Origin of the sequence: Plantactinospora veratri, from assembly GCF_036421995.1 — a bacterium.
Classification (GTDB): Bacteria; Actinomycetota; Actinomycetes; order Mycobacteriales; family Micromonosporaceae; genus Plantactinospora; species Plantactinospora veratri.
This window is the reverse complement of the sequence record NZ_JAZGQL010000003.1, coordinates 100,617-114,063: the sequence shown is the minus strand read 5'-3', so window position 1 is coordinate 114,063 and position 13,447 is coordinate 100,617. Positions and strand designations below refer to the sequence as shown.

At 73.0% G+C, this 13,447-nt stretch carries 13 protein-coding genes and 1 tRNA gene; 5 read left to right on the top strand and 9 right to left on the bottom strand.

The features are described 5' to 3' along the window. Positions 1–58 precede the first annotated feature (58 nt). A complete protein-coding gene (locus V1634_RS03860; protein WP_331206333.1) occupies positions 59–1,435 on the bottom strand; it encodes a cystathionine beta-synthase in 1,377 nt (458 codons plus the stop codon). A gap of 154 nt (positions 1,436–1,589) precedes the next feature. Then, complete coding sequence (locus V1634_RS03855; protein WP_331206332.1) at positions 1,590–1,973, bottom strand: YkvA family protein; 384 nt, start codon at positions 1,971–1,973, stop codon at positions 1,590–1,592. Between the two features lie 219 nt (positions 1,974–2,192). Between V1634_RS03855 and V1634_RS03850 the strand changes: the two genes are divergently transcribed. Next, a complete protein-coding gene (locus tag V1634_RS03850; RefSeq protein WP_331206331.1) occupies positions 2,193–3,371 on the top strand; it encodes an SGNH/GDSL hydrolase family protein in 1,179 nt (392 codons plus the stop codon). Positions 3,372–3,409: 38 nt separating this feature from the next. Then, positions 3,410–4,201 (top strand): SGNH/GDSL hydrolase family protein, encoded by a 792-nt coding sequence (locus tag V1634_RS03845; protein WP_407951717.1) that lies wholly within the window; start codon positions 3,410–3,412, stop codon positions 4,199–4,201. 46 nt (positions 4,202–4,247) lie between these two features. Here the strand turns inward: V1634_RS03845 and V1634_RS03840 are convergent, their stop codons facing one another. After that, positions 4,248–4,919 (bottom strand): NAD(P)-dependent oxidoreductase, encoded by a 672-nt coding sequence (locus V1634_RS03840; protein WP_331206329.1) that lies wholly within the window; start codon positions 4,917–4,919, stop codon positions 4,248–4,250. 117 nt (positions 4,920–5,036) lie between these two features. On the opposite strand from V1634_RS03840, the gene V1634_RS03835 reads away from it, so the two are divergent. Next, positions 5,037–5,723: a TetR/AcrR family transcriptional regulator gene (locus tag V1634_RS03835; protein ID WP_331206328.1), complete on the top strand. Its 687-nt coding sequence runs from the start codon at positions 5,037–5,039 to the stop codon at positions 5,721–5,723. A gap of 9 nt (positions 5,724–5,732) precedes the next feature. After that, entirely contained in the window at positions 5,733–6,995 is a 1,263-nt protein-coding gene (locus V1634_RS03830) for an acetyl-CoA C-acetyltransferase (protein ID WP_331206327.1), read from the top strand. 52 nt (positions 6,996–7,047) lie between these two features. On the opposite strand, the gene V1634_RS03825 is transcribed toward V1634_RS03830, so the two are convergent. The 4 genes from V1634_RS03825 to V1634_RS03810 all read right to left on the bottom strand — a co-directional run bounded on the left by V1634_RS03825 (position 7,048) and on the right by V1634_RS03810 (position 9,361). Next, a complete protein-coding gene (locus tag V1634_RS03825; protein WP_331206326.1) occupies positions 7,048–7,389 on the bottom strand; it encodes a hypothetical protein in 342 nt (113 codons plus the stop codon). Between the two features lie 22 nt (positions 7,390–7,411). After that, entirely contained in the window at positions 7,412–8,167 is a 756-nt protein-coding gene (locus V1634_RS03820; protein WP_331206325.1) for a Bax inhibitor-1/YccA family protein, read from the bottom strand. A gap of 156 nt (positions 8,168–8,323) precedes the next feature. Continuing rightward, a complete protein-coding gene (locus V1634_RS03815; RefSeq protein ID WP_331206324.1) occupies positions 8,324–9,145 on the bottom strand; it encodes a Bax inhibitor-1/YccA family protein in 822 nt (273 codons plus the stop codon). Positions 9,146–9,280: 135 nt separating this feature from the next. Continuing rightward, a tRNA-Leu gene (locus tag V1634_RS03810) sits at positions 9,281–9,361 on the bottom strand. 96 nt (positions 9,362–9,457) lie between these two features. Here V1634_RS03810 and V1634_RS03805 point away from each other — a divergent pair. Continuing rightward, on the top strand, positions 9,458–11,299 hold the full coding sequence (locus tag V1634_RS03805) for a hypothetical protein (RefSeq protein WP_331206323.1): 1,842 nt from the start codon (positions 9,458–9,460) through the stop codon (positions 11,297–11,299). Positions 11,300–11,391: 92 nt separating this feature from the next. Here the strand turns inward: V1634_RS03805 and V1634_RS03800 are convergent, their stop codons facing one another. Then, positions 11,392–12,738 carry an NAD(P)/FAD-dependent oxidoreductase gene (locus V1634_RS03800; RefSeq protein WP_331206322.1) on the bottom strand — a complete coding sequence of 449 codons (1,347 nt, stop codon included), beginning with the start codon at positions 12,736–12,738 and terminating at the stop codon, positions 11,392–11,394. 137 nt (positions 12,739–12,875) lie between these two features. After that, positions 12,876–13,424 carry a hypothetical protein gene (locus V1634_RS03795; RefSeq protein WP_331206321.1) on the bottom strand — a complete coding sequence of 183 codons (549 nt, stop codon included), beginning with the start codon at positions 13,422–13,424 and terminating at the stop codon, positions 12,876–12,878. Positions 13,425–13,447 lie beyond the last annotated feature (23 nt).

Sequence of the window (13,447 nt, the reverse complement as noted above, 5' to 3'; positions counted from 1 at the left end):
GGCCCCTTCTTATCGCTTTTTGTATAAGAAGGGGCCCTTCCTTTCACCTCAGCTCGGCTCAGCGGGAGTGGGCGCCTAGGTGGGCCAGCAGGTCCTGCCGGGTGAGTACGCCCTTCGGCTTGCCGTCCACCAGTACGAGTGCGGCGTCGGACTTCTCCAGTAGGCCGACCGCCTCGCTCACCGGCTGGCCGCCACCGATCATCGGCAGCGGCGGGCCCATGTGCCGCTCGATGGTGTCGTGCAGCTTCGCCTGGCCGGTGAAGAGGGCGTCCAGCAGGTCCCGTTCGGCGATCGAGCCGGCGACCTCGCCGGTCACCACCGGCGGCTCGGCCTTGAGCACCGGGAGCTGCGAGACGGCGTACTCCCGCATGTAGTCGACGGCGTCCCGGACCGTCTCGGTCGGGTGCACGTGGACCAGTTCCGGGATGCCGTTCGGCTTGCTGTTCAGCGCGTCGGCCACGGTCGGCTCGGTGGCGCTGGTGTCCATGAAGCCGTAGCGGGCCATCCACTCGTCGTCGAAGATCTTGGACAGGTAGCCCCGGCCGCCGTCCGGCAGCAGCACCACCACCACGTCGTCCGGGCCGGCCTGCCGGGCCACCTCCAGGGCGGCGGCCACCGCCATCCCGCAGGAGCCGCCGACCAGCAGTCCCTCCTCGCGGGCGAGTCGCCGGGTCAGCTCGAAGGAGGTCTTGTCGGAGATCTTCACGATCTCGTCGCAGATGCCCCGGTCGTACGTCTCCGGCCAGAAGTCCTCGCCGACCCCCTCGACCAGGTACGGCCGGCCGGTGCCGCCGGAGTAGACCGAGCCCTCCGGGTCGGCGCCGATGACCCGTACCGCCCCGCCGGAGACCTCCTTGAGGTAGCGGCCGGTGCCGGAGATGGTGCCGCCGGTGCCGACCCCGGCCACGAAGTGGGTGATCCGGCCGCCGGTCTGCTCCCACAGCTCCGGACCGGTGGTCTCGTAGTGCGAGCGCGGGTTCGCCGGGTTGGCGTACTGGTTGGGCTTCCAGGCGCCCGGGATCTCCCGGGTCAGCCGGTCCGACACGTTGTAGTACGAGCGGGGGTCCTCCGGGGCGACCGCCGTCGGGCAGACCACCACCTCGGCCCCGTACGCCCGCAGCACGTTCTGCTTGTCCTCGCTGACCTTGTCCGGGCAGACGAAGACGCACCGGTAGCCCCGGGTCTGGGCCACCAGCGCCAGCCCGACACCGGTGTTGCCGCTGGTCGGCTCGACGATGGTGCCGCCCGGCTTGAGCAGCCCGGCCCGCTCCGCCTCCTCGACCATCCGCAGCGCGATCCGGTCCTTGACCGAGCCGCCCGGGTTGAAATACTCGATCTTGGCGAGGACGGTCGCCGAGATGCCGGCGGTCACCTGCCGGAGTCGGACCAGCGGGGTGTCACCGATCAGTTCGATGACGTTGTCGTAGTAGCGCACGACGTTGTGCCCTTCTCGGTGCTCGCCGGCCGGACGGCACTGGCCGGGCACAGGGTCGGTGCTGGTGGCGTGCGGTCGGGGCGAAGGATGGTGGGTTCTCCCGCCAGCGTACGTGCCGCCGGCCCGGCCCGTGGCCGGGGTTGCCGGGCAGGGATCAGTGCACCACCCGGCCGGGGATGACGGAGTCCCGGGCCGCCTCCCAGGCGAGGAAGCGCTCCGTCTCGGCGAGTACGGCACCGGCCAGCCAGGTCACCATGATCGCGTCGTCGGCCAGGCCGAAGATCAGCAGGGTGAGTTCCGGCAGCACGTCGACCGGGGAGAGCACGTACGCGGTCGCGGCGGTCATCAGGGCGAGCCGCAGCCCGCCGTCGTAGTCGCCACGGACGGTCGCCGCGATCATGCGGGGCAGGGCGGCGATCCGCTTCCCCAGCGACGGTCCGCCCCGGGAGCCGGCGGTCAGTGCCCGGAACAGCGCCCTGAAGGCGGCGGTTCGTCGAAGTGTCCTGGTGGCCATGTCGGCGCCCTCCTCTGGATTCATGATGCATCCGAACGCAACCGCCCGCTCGTCGGGAAATCCGGTCGGAATCGAAATTCGGTCGGAATCGGAGAAACGCCGGACGGCCGGCGATGAACCGGCGCTCGCCGGGTACCCGACCGCCACCCTCGGGCGCAGGCGGAACGCTGACAGCGCGGGGTGGGCGACCGGGGTTAATCTCGAAGGTCGCGAGGGGTACGGCGTGACAGGCGGGGGGCCTTGATGAGTCCGGCCGGATCGACAGGGCGACAGCGGTCGCGGCAGCGGAACCTGGCGTCGCGGTGGCAGCCGCGGCGACCGGCGTGGCAGCACCGGACGGCGTGGGGCGCGGAGCCGGCCCAGCCGGAGTGGTCGGCCTGGCCGGTCGCCCGGCGGGTGGCGAAGGCGACCGCCCTGGGCGTGGGACTGACCGCGCTCACCACCGCCGCCGGCTACGGGCTGCTGCTCGGGCAGGCCCGGCAGGCCCGCCGGGTGATCCCGCTGGCCGAGGCGCCGCCGCCGCGCGGTGACGGCGTCTACGGTGCCAAGTTCCCGGGCGAGCCGATCACGATGGTGATCCTCGGTGACTCCTCCGCCGCCGGCTACGGGGTGCACCGGCCCCGGGAGACGCCCGGGGCGCTGCTCGCCACCGGCACCTCCCGCCGGCTGCGCCGACCGGTCCGGCTGTACCGGTTCGCCGTGGTCGGCTGCCTCTCCGCCGGGCTGCGCCCGCAGGTCGACGCGGCGCTGGAGCGCCAGCCGGACGTGGCGGTGATCCTGATCGGCGGCAACGACGTGACGAACCGCACCCCACACGCGGTGGCGGTCCGCTACCTCGTCGAGGCGGTACGCGACCTGCGGGCCGCCGGCGCCCAGGTGGTGGTCGGCACCTGCCCCGACCTCGGCGCGATCCAGCCGATCAAGCCGCCGTTGCGCTGGCTGGCCCGGCGGTGGAGCCGGCAACTGGCCGCCGCGCAGACCGTCGCGGTGGTCGAGGCCGGTGGCCTGACCGTCTCCCTCGGTGATCTGCTCGGTCCCCGGTTCGCCGCCGAACCGACCCGGATGTTCGCCTGGGACCACTTCCACCCCTCCGCCGAGGGGTACGCGATCGCGGCGGCCGTCCTGCTGCCGACCGTACTGGCCGCGCTCGGCGCCGGTACCGAGCGGCGTCCCTCGGTCGCCGCTGACCAGGGCGTACGGTCGCTGCCGGCGGCTGCCCACGAGGCGGCCCGGCACGCCGGTACGGAGGTCCGGGGTGTCCGGGTCGGCGGGCACGAGCACGGCCCCGGCGGGCGGTGGGCACAGCTCCGCCGCCGTGGGGCCTGGTTCGGCCACCCCCGGCCGGGAGAGACTGGAGGCCCACCGGAGACACCGGCACCGCTGGACGAGGCGACGACCTCCACAGTAGAGGAACGGGCATGACGGGACTCGACACCACGATCGGCACGGCGACGTACGGGATGACCACTCGGATCGCCCGGGGGGCCGCGGTCACGCTGCTCGCCGGTGCGGTCGGCGGGGTGGCGCTACTGGCCGGCGAGGCGTTCGTGGCCCGCAACCGGCGGTACGCCCGCCCGGAACTGGGCCTGGCGCTGCGCTCCACCGTCGGCCGGGCCGGCGCACCGCCGCTGCGCCTGGTCCTGCTCGGCGACTCTGCCGCGCTCGGCGTCGGGGTGGACCGGGCCGACGACACGGTCGGTGGGCAGCTCGCCCGGCTGCTCTCCGAGGGCACCGGGCCGGGTGGAGCCGGCGGCCGTCAGGTCTGGCTCTCCAGCGTCGGCGTCTCCGGCTCCCGCTCCACCGACCTGGCGACCCAGGTGGCCCGGGCACTGCTCGGCGAGCGCCCGGACGTCGCGGTGATCCTGGTCGGCGCGAACGACGTGATGGGGCTGCGCCGGCCGGCCGAGGCGGCGGCGTACCTCGGCGCGGCGGTGCGCCGGCTGCGCGGCGCCGGAGTCCGGGTGGTGGTCGGCACCTGTCCCGATCTCGGGGCGGTCCGGGCCATCGCACCGCCGCTGCGGCAGGTCGCCGGCTGGCTTGGCCGGCAGACCGCCCGGGCGCAGGCCGTCGCCGTGCTGGAGGCCGGCGGCACCGTGGTGGACCTCGCCGCCGAGACCGGTGCGGTGTTCCGGGCCGACGCGGGCACGCTCTGCCACGACGGCTACCACCCCTCGGCCGACGGCTACCGGGTCTGGGCGCACGCCCTGCTCCCCGCCGTGGCCCGGGCCGCCGCCGGGACCCGGCAGCGGTAGTTCCACCCGCCGCGCGTACCCCGGCAGCGGTCGTTCCGGCCGGCGGTCAGGTGGCGACGGCGACCGCCTGCCGGATCGTCTCGGGCTGTTCGAGCGCCCGCAGCATGCAGTGCGCGACGTCGGCGCGCGGCACGACCAGCCCACCCCGGACACTGCGTCCGTACGCCGTCCGGTAGGCGCCGGTCAGCGGCTTGTCGGTCAGCCGGGGCGGCCGTACGACGGTCCAGTCCAGGTCGCTGTCCCGGAGCAGTTCCTCCAGCACCGCCAGGTCGGCGTAGGGCTTCCGGAGCACGGTCTTGAGGATCGGACCCAGCAGGTACCGCAGCAGCGGTCCCTCGCCGGGGTCGGGCGGCGGTTTCGGGCGACCCGGAGCGGCGAAGGTGGAGATCGGGGCGGCGCTGACCACCACGATCCGGCGTACGCCCCGGACCCGCATCGCGGTGACGATCTCGGCGGTACCCCGGGAGGCGACCCCGCTCTCCGCCATCGAGCGGGGGCCGAGGCCGGAGAGGACCGCGTCGGCCCGGTCGACGGCGTCGGCCAGTACCGCCCGATCGGGGTCGTTCAGGTCGGCCGCAACCACCCGTACGCCGTCCGGCTCGCCGGCCAGGCTCGCCGGGTCGCGTACCACCGCTGTCACGTCGTGACCGGCGGCGACGGCCTGCCGGAGCAGATGTCGGCCGATTCCGCCACTCGCCGCGAAGACCGTGAGTCTCATGTCGGTTCCAGCTCCCGAGGGGTAGTGAGTGTTCACTTACCTTTAGAGTAGTGAGCACTCACCCCCTGTCAAGCGGGGTCGACCCACCCCCGCCAGACCACCGACGGAACGAGGGCGATGACCAGCAGAGGCCGCGGCGAGGCGACCCGCGAGCGCATCCTGGCCGCCGCCTCGACGGTGATCCGGGAGCGGGGGCTGGCGCACACCACGACCAAGGAGATCGCCCGGGTCGCCGGCTACTCCGAGGCCACCCTCTACAAGCACTTCACCGGCAAGGAGGAGCTCTTCCTCGCCGTACTGCGGATCCGGCTCGCCCCGTTCATCGGGCTCATGGTCCAGTTGCCGGACCAGGCCGGCCGCGGCACCGTCCCGGCCCGGCTGACCGAACTCGGCCACCAGATGCTCCGGGTCTACGAGGAGTCGGCACAGCTCGCCATGGCGCTCTTCGCGGAACCGGTACTGCTCGACCGGCAGCGCGAACTGTTCCGCCAGACGGGCGCCGGCCCGCAGCACGCGAACGCCGTCCTCGCCGAGTACCTCCGGCGGGAGCGGGATCGGGGCCGGCTCGCCCCGACGGCGGACCCGGCGGCGCTGGCCAACCTCTTCCTCGGGGCCTGCTTCTACCGGGCCTTCCTGGTCGCCTTCCTCGGCCCGGCCGGCGACCAGCTCCTCGACCACGATCCCGACCGGTTCGTCGAGGAGCTGGTCGCGGCCATGCCGTACCCGTCCGCCCCGCCGAACCCCGGCCCGGCGGACCGGCCCGGCGGCTCGCCCGCTGGTGACCCCGGAGCCGAAGCGGGTTAACGTTGGTTCATGTCGACCGCGTCCCCCCGCGAAGCCGTTATCGTCGCGACCGCCCGCTCCCCCATCGGCCGGGCCCACAAGGGCTCCCTGCGCGAGCTGCGCGCGGACGACCTGGCCGCCACCATCGTGCAGGCCGCCCTCGACAAGATCCCGCAGCTCGACCCGACCCAGATCGACGACCTCTACCTCGGCTGCGGGCTGCCCGGCGGCGAGCAGGGCTTCAACATGGCCCGGGTGGTGGCCACCCTGCTCGGCCTGGACACGGTGCCCGGGGCCACCCTCACCCGCTACTGCGCCTCCTCGTTGCAGACCACCCGGATGGCGTTCCACGCGATCCGGGCCGGCGAGGGTGACGTCTTCGTATCGGCCGGCGTCGAGTGCGTCTCCCGGTACGCCCGGGGCAACTCCGACGCCCTGCCGCCGGAGGCGCAGGAACTCGTCGGCGGCGGCTGGCAGAACCCGAGGTTCGACGCGGCCCGGGCCCGCTCGGCGGCCCGCGCCGAGGCCGGCGCACCGGTCTGGACCGACCCCCGGCTCGACGGCGGGCTGCCGGACATCTACCTGACGATGGGCCAGACCGCCGAGAACCTCGCCCAGGCGTACGACGTGACCCGGGCCGAGATGGACGAGTTCGGCGTACGCAGCCAGAACCTCGCGGAGAAGGCCATCGCCGACGGCTTCTGGGCCCGGGAGATCACCCCGGTCACCCTCCCCTCCGGCGAGTGGGTCGACTCGGACGACGGGCCCCGCGCCGGGGTGACCCTGGAGGGGGTGGCCGGACTGAAGCCGGTCTTCCGCCCGGACGGCCGGATCACCGCCGGCAACTGCTGCCCGCTCAACGACGGTGCGGCGGCGGTCGTCATCATGAGTGCGGAACGGGCCCGCGAGTTGGAGATCACTCCGCTGGCCAGGATCGTCTCCACCGGCGTCACCGCGCTCTCCCCGGAGATCATGGGACTCGGTCCGGTCGAGGCGTCCCGGCAGGCGCTGCGACGCGCCGGGATGACCATCGACGACGTCGACCTGGTCGAGATCAACGAGGCGTTCGCGGCCCAGGTGATCCCCTCGTACCGGCAGCTCGACATCCCGCTGGAGAAGCTCAACGTGATGGGCGGGGCGATCGCGGTCGGGCACCCGTTCGGGATGACCGGGGCCCGGATCACCGGCACCCTGCTCAACGCCCTGGACTGGCACGACCGGACCGTCGGGCTGGAGACGATGTGCGTCGGCGGCGGCCAGGGCATGGCGATGGTGCTGGAGCGGCTGAGCTGAGCCGACCCGCCGGACCGGCCGGGGCCCGGAGCGGTCCGGCGGCCGGTGGTGTTCAGAGCGCCTGCCGGACGGTCGCCACCTCGTCGGCCGCGCCGGCCAGCACCGGCGTCGGCGGTCCGGCGGCGACCAGGTCGGCCACCACCACCCGGAGCTGGTCGGGCAGGGCCAGGTCGTTCTCCAACCGGGGTACCGGCCGGCGCGGCTCCCCGGCCGCGTCCGCGCCCAGATCGGCCAGGAGCTGGACCAGCCGGTGCACCAGGTCCGCCCGGGCCGGCCCACCGGACGGGCCAGCCGCCGCCCAGCGCGGCGGGGTCCAGTGCCCCACCTGACGGACGAGCAGGTCGAGCTGCCGGACCAGCGGCTCGGCCGGGCGGGCGGGTTCGGGTGCGTTCATCGCGGGGGAGTCTACGGTCGGCTCAGCGCCGTACGTAGCTGAGCAGACGGAGGATCTGCCAGTAGAGGAAGACCAGGCCGACCAGCAGCCCGAATGCGCAGAACCAGGCGTACCGGGCCGGCAGTCCGTCCCGTACCCCCCGCTCCACCAGGTCGAAGTCGAGGATGAAGGTCAGCGCGCCGACCGTGATGCAGACCAGCGCGAAGACGTACGGCAACCAGCCGACCTTGCTGCCGGTGCTGTAGACCACCAGGGCCTGCCGGCCGGAGATCAGGTAGACGGCGAGGTTGACCAGGCTCAGCACCACCACCCCGATCAGCGCACCGACCACCAGCCGGGCGAACCGGGGCGTGGCGCGGAGCACCCGCAGCCCGTAGAGCACCGCCATCCCGACGAAGACTCCGAAGGTGCCGACGACGGCCTGCACCACGATGCCGGGGTAGACCGCCTCGAAGCCCCGGCTGGCGACGCCGAGCAGTACGCCCTGGAGCACCGCGTACCCGCCGACCAGGATCGGGTTGGTCACCCGCCGCAGCGAGATCACCAGGGCCAGGACCAGCCCGGCCAGCGCCGAGCCCAGCGCGGCCGGTGCGGCCCAGCCGTCGGTGACGTACGTCCAGGCGACCGCGCCGGTGGCGCCGGTCAGCAGCAGCAGGCCGACGGTCCGCACCACCACGTCGTCGATGGTCATCGGCCGGGTGACCTCGGCACCGAGGACGCGGTGTTCCACCCGGGCGGTGTCGTCCAGGCGGGTCAGCACCGGGTTGGTACTTCTCATGCCCTACGACAATAAACTAGACATCTCCGGCAGCACCCTGATCCATCCCCGCGCCACCTGCGCGACGCCCGCCCCCTGAAGGTGGGGACGGGCGTCGGAACGACCTGGCGGGACCGTCAACCGGCCGCCGGGATCTGGTCAGGGAGTCGACTCAGCTCAGTCGTCGCCCTGGAAGTAGCTGAGCAACCGCAGGATCTCGATGTAGAGCCAGACCAGGCTGACCAGGATGCCGAAGGCGGCGGTCCAGGAGTAGCGGCGCGGCAGGCCCATCCGCACGCCCTCCTCCACCTCGTGGAAGCTGAGGATGAAGCTGAGCGAGGCGATCACGATGCAGATCAGGCTGAACCCGATGGCGACCGGGCCACCATCGCGCAGCCCGGTGTCCACGCCGAAGAGCATCAGCACGAAGTTGATCAGGATGACCGCGAAGATGCCGACGGTCGCCGCGATCACGCCGCGGATGAACTTCGGGGTCGCCCGGATGGCCTTGGCCTTGTAGAGCCCGGCCATCAGGAAGAAGACACCGAAGGTGGCGATCACCGCCTGGAGGACGATGCCCTGGTAACCGGCGATGACCTCGAAGAACTTGCTGACCATGCCGACGAAGACGCCCTCGACGACGGCGTAGGTGATCACCAGCGCCGGGTTGGCGATCCGCATGAACGAGATCACCAGGCCGAGCACCAGCCCGACGACGGCGGCGCCGATCCAGGCCGCACCGATCGCTCTGTCGGGCACCAGGACCCAGGCGAGCGCGGCGGAGAGCCCGGTGATGCCGAGCAGGGTGACCGTCTTGACGACGACGTCGTCGATGGACATCGGCGCCACGGTGGGCGGCGCGGCGGGATAGCCCGCGTCCGTCGGATAGGGCTGCCCGTAGCCGGGCTGTCCGTATGCGCCGGCCGGGGCGTAACCCGCGGCCCGCTCCCGCTCGGCCGCCTGGCCGAGTCGGGCCAGCACCGGATTGGACGTCTTCACTTTGTCAAGCCTCCTGAAAAGGTCGGTGCACAATGCCCGTGCCCCATCCAGGGTAATGCGCCCCGGCGAGGTTGTGGAGATCCACGTCACTCGGCCACCCGGCAGAGGGGCCCGGCCGGCCGGCAGCACGGATAGTGCCCGGGGCGGGGGTCGAACCCGCACGCCTTGCGGCAGCCGCTTTTAAGGCGGCCGTGTCTGCCTTTCCACCACCCGGGCAGGTGCCGAATTTCCTCGGTCCTGGTGCCTGCCACGGTAGCGGGTGGAGCCCCACCGGGCGCACCCCGTTCTCGGATCGGCACTAGGGTCACTGTCGTGACCAGCACTGCCCGCGCGGCGCAGGACGCCGACCCCGGCCCGGCCACGACAGAGACCGTCTCCGGCCCCACCAGCTCCTTCCGGGCGCGCTGGCTGGGCGCACTGCACCGGCACTGGCCGGACCTGGCGATGTGCCTGCTCTTCGTCGTCCTCGCCGGCTGGCTCACCGCCGGGCTGTGGCCGGACCCCGGCGCCCGGGTGCTGGCGCTCAACCCGGAGGACCAGGCCCTCTACGAGTGGTTCCTGGCCGTCGACTCCCGGGTGCTGCACGGCGACTTCTCGCTGCTGAGCGACCGGCTCAACGCCCCGGACGGGGTGAACCTGATGGCCAACACCACGGTCATCGCCCTCGGCTTCCTCTTCGCGCCGGTCACGCTCGCCTTCGGCGCACCGGTCACCTTCGCGCTGCTCGCCGCCGGCAACCTCGCCGGTACCGCGATCGCCTGGTATCTGCTCTTCACCCGGCTGCTCGGCGCCCGGCGGCTCGCCGCCGCGCTCGGCGCCGGGCTCTGCGGCTTCGGGCCCGGGATCGTCTCCCAGTCCAACAGCCACCTGCACATGACCGCGCAGTGGCTGGTGCCGGTGCTGATCTGGCTGGTCGTCCGGATGGTCCGGGCCGCCGACCCGCAGGCCCGGCCGGACCGGCCCGGGATCGATCGGCGCCGGATCGTCACCTCGGCGGTCGGGCTCGCCGCCGGAGTGACGGTGCAGGTCTTCATCGGCGAGGAGACGCTCTTCCTGGCCGCCGTCGCCCTGGTGGTCTTCACCCTGGCGTACGCCGCGGCGAACTGGTCGCTGGCCCGGCGGGTGATGCCCGGATTCCTCGCCGGGATGGTACTGGCGGTCGCGCTGGCCGTGCCGGTGCTGGCGTACCCGCTCTGGTTCCAGTTCGCCGGGGAGCAGAGCGTGCCGAACGGCATGTTCAGCCCGCACTACTTCTACGCCGACCTGGCGAGCTGGCCGGCGATCTCCCCCATGTCGATCGCCGGCTCGCCCGAGGCCGCCCAGTTGACCACCGGACCGGCCGAGTACAACACCTTCCTCGGCTGGCCGCTCCTGCTCGCCGCCGTCATCGGCGCCGGCTGGCTGATCCGGAAACCGGTGGTCATCGCCTGCGTCACCTCCGGCGTCGTGATGGCGGCGCTCTCGCTCGGGCCGACGATCGTGGTCAACAAGGAGCAGACCGGGATCACCGGACCGTACTCACTCCTCCTCGGGCTCCCCGTGGTGGACGGTGCGCTGCCGATGCGGTTCGCCCTGGCGCTGCTCCCGCTGATCGCCACGGTGCTGGTGCTCGCCGTCGACCGGGGACTGGCCGCGGCGGAGCGGCCGGTACGGATCATGGTGCCGCTGGCCGCGGTCATCGCGCTGCTGCCGATCTTCCCGGCCCAGATCCCGACCGCCGCCCGGCCGCCGCTGCCGCAGTTCATCGCCGACGGGCACTGGCGCGACTGTGTCGAGCCGAACGGCGTACTGGTGCCGGTGCCGCTGCCGACCCCGCAGGAGCCCTGGCCGATGCGCTGGGCCGCCGCCGCCGACGCCTCGTTCGCGCTGCCCGAGGGCTTCTTCATCGGCCCGTACGCGGCCGGCGGCCAAGCCTCGATGGGCACCTACAAGCAGCCGACCTCGCAACTGCTCACCGACGTGGCCAAGAACGGCGGCATACCGGCGGTCGGCCAGGAGCAGCGTGACCAGGCCCGGCGGGACATCGAGTTCTGGGGTGCCTCCTGCGTCGCGGTCACCGACGACGCCCCGAACGCGGCCAGCCTGCGGGGCACCCTGGAGGCGCTGCTCGGCCCGGGCACCCGGGTCGCCGACGCCTGGACCTGGCGGGTCTGAGCAGCCGGCGACCTGAGCAACTCCGGCGGCCGGCCGCCAAGACGGACGCTCCGGCGCCCGACCGTGCGGACGGGCCGGGCGCCGGGCTCGGGTCAGACCGGGCGGCGGTCGCCCGGCCGGCTGCCCGCCGCCGTGCTCGCCTCGACGAACTCCTCCCGGGGGTCGTGCAACTGGCCCAGCGCGACCACCTCGCGGCGGAGGACGAAGGCGAGGGTCCAGTCGACGATCACCCGTACCTTGCGGTTCAGCGACGGGATCCGGCTCATGTGGTACGTCCGGTGCATGAACCAGGCCGGCAGCCCCTTGAGCTTGATCCCGTAGACCTGGGCGACGCCCTTGTGCAGGCCGAGACTGGCCACGCTGCCGGCGTGCTTGTGCTTGTAGTCGACCGGCTGCCGCCCCCGGATCACCGCCCGGATGTTGTCGGCCATCCGGGCCGCCTGCCGCACCGCGTGCTGGGCGCTCGGTGAGCAGTACGCCCCGGGCGGGCCGGTCAGGTCCGGCACCGCCGCGCAGTCACCGGCGCTCCACGCCCCGTCCACGACCCGGTCGCCGTCGACCACCTGGAGGGTCGGCAGGCAGGTGACCCGGCCCCGGTCGTCGCGGGGCAGGTCGGTCTGGGCCAGCATCGGCGAGGGCTTCACCCCGGCCGTCCAGACGATCGTGTCGGCCCGGAAGCTGTCCCCGTCGGAGAGCCGGACCAGCCCGTCCACACAGGACTCCAGCCGGGTCTCCAGCCGGATGTCCATCTTCCGCTTCAGCAACTGTGCGACCGTGTACGCGCCCATGTCCCGGTCGACCTCGGGCAGCACCCGCAGGGTCGCCTCGACGAGTACCCAGCGCATGTCGTCGGGCTTCAGCTCCGGGTAGTACTTGAGCGCGTCCCGGGCCATGTCCTCCATCTCGGCCAGCGCCTCGATGCCGGCGTAGCCGCCGCCGACGAAGACGAAGGTCAACGCGCAGCGCCGGACGTCCGGGTCGGTGGTGGCGGCGGCCACGTCCAACCGGTCCAGCACATGGTTGCGCAGGTAGATCGCCTCGCCGATGGTCTTGAACCCGATGCCGTTCTCGGCCAGCCCCGGGATCGGCAGGGTACGGGAGACCGAGCCGGGCGCCACCACGATGTGGTCGTATCTGATCTCCCGGGCCGGGCCGATGATCGGCTGTACCACGGCGGTCTTCCGGTCGTGCTCGATCCGGGTGACCGTGCCGGAGACGATGGTGCAGCGCCGCAGTTCGCGCCGGAGCGGCACCACGGCGTGCCGGGGGGAGATGTTGCCGGCCGCCGCCTCGGGCAGGAAGGGTTGGTAGGTCATGTGGGGCTGAGGGTCGACGACGATGACCTCGGCCTCCCTCGACCGGAGCTTCTTCGACAGGCGCAGGGCCGCGTACAGGCCGACGTGACCGGCACCTACCACAAGGATCCGCTGCGGATTCACGCCTCCATCTTTCCCCCACCCGGCGCCGGATGCTGGCCAGATGCCCCTTCTGTGATTGACGACGCCGAGTGACCCCCGTTACCCCGGTTTGCGCCGATCTTGGTCCCGGGGCGGCCGGCCCCGGCGAGAGAGGGTCCTTACCGGCGCCGGAACAGCCAGCCGAGCAGCCCGGCGGCGCAGACCGCCAGGACCAGCCCGCCGAGCAGCGCGACGACGAAACTCCGGTCGCCGAACCGGCCGTCCATCGCCAGCAGCGGCATCGAGAGCACCGCCGAGGCGAGCGCCACCCCCAGCGCCCGGGCCACCCACCGGGCCAGCACCTCGGGGGCGACCACCGCGTCGTACGACAGCACGGCGGCGAGCGCCGCGAGGGTGTGGGTCAGGTAGAGGAAGGTGGCCAGGGCGAGCAGCCGCCAGAGTTCCACCTGCTGGTCGTACCAGCCGGTCGCCGCCACCCAGGCACCGACCGCGGCCAGCAGCACCATGGTGGGCCAGTTGCGCCGGGGCGCCACCGCGGGCGCCAGCGCCGCCACCACCAGCAGGCCGAGCAGGCGGGGGTCCGACGGCCTTTCCGGGTACGCCAGCAGCAGCGCGACCAGCGCGCAGCCGAAGACACCGGCCCGGACCAGTACCGGCACCAGGGTGATCCGGCCGACCGCGGCGTAGAGCGCCCTGATCCGGCTCACCACGGCGGCGCTCCGTTCGACAC

Bases quoted from the DNA above. Each gene is read 5' to 3' on its own strand.
- V1634_RS03855 (WP_331206332.1), bottom strand. From the start codon at position 1,973: ATGAATCCAGAGGAGGGCGCCGACATGGCCACCAGGACACTTCGACGA.
- V1634_RS03850 (WP_331206331.1), top strand. From the start codon at position 2,193: ATGAGTCCGGCCGGATCGACAGGGCGACAGCGGTCGCGGCAGCGGAAC.
- V1634_RS03845 (WP_407951717.1), top strand. From the start codon at position 3,410: ATGACCACTCGGATCGCCCGGGGGGCCGCGGTCACGCTGCTCGCCGGT.
- V1634_RS03840 (WP_331206329.1), bottom strand. From the start codon at position 4,919: ATGAGACTCACGGTCTTCGCGGCGAGTGGCGGAATCGGCCGACATCTG.
- V1634_RS03835 (WP_331206328.1), top strand. From the start codon at position 5,037: ATGACCAGCAGAGGCCGCGGCGAGGCGACCCGCGAGCGCATCCTGGCC.
- V1634_RS03830 (WP_331206327.1), top strand. From the start codon at position 5,733: ATGTCGACCGCGTCCCCCCGCGAAGCCGTTATCGTCGCGACCGCCCGC.
- V1634_RS03825 (WP_331206326.1), bottom strand. From the start codon at position 7,389: ATGAACGCACCCGAACCCGCCCGCCCGGCCGAGCCGCTGGTCCGGCAG.
- V1634_RS03820 (WP_331206325.1), bottom strand. From the start codon at position 8,167: ATGAGAAGTACCAACCCGGTGCTGACCCGCCTGGACGACACCGCCCGG.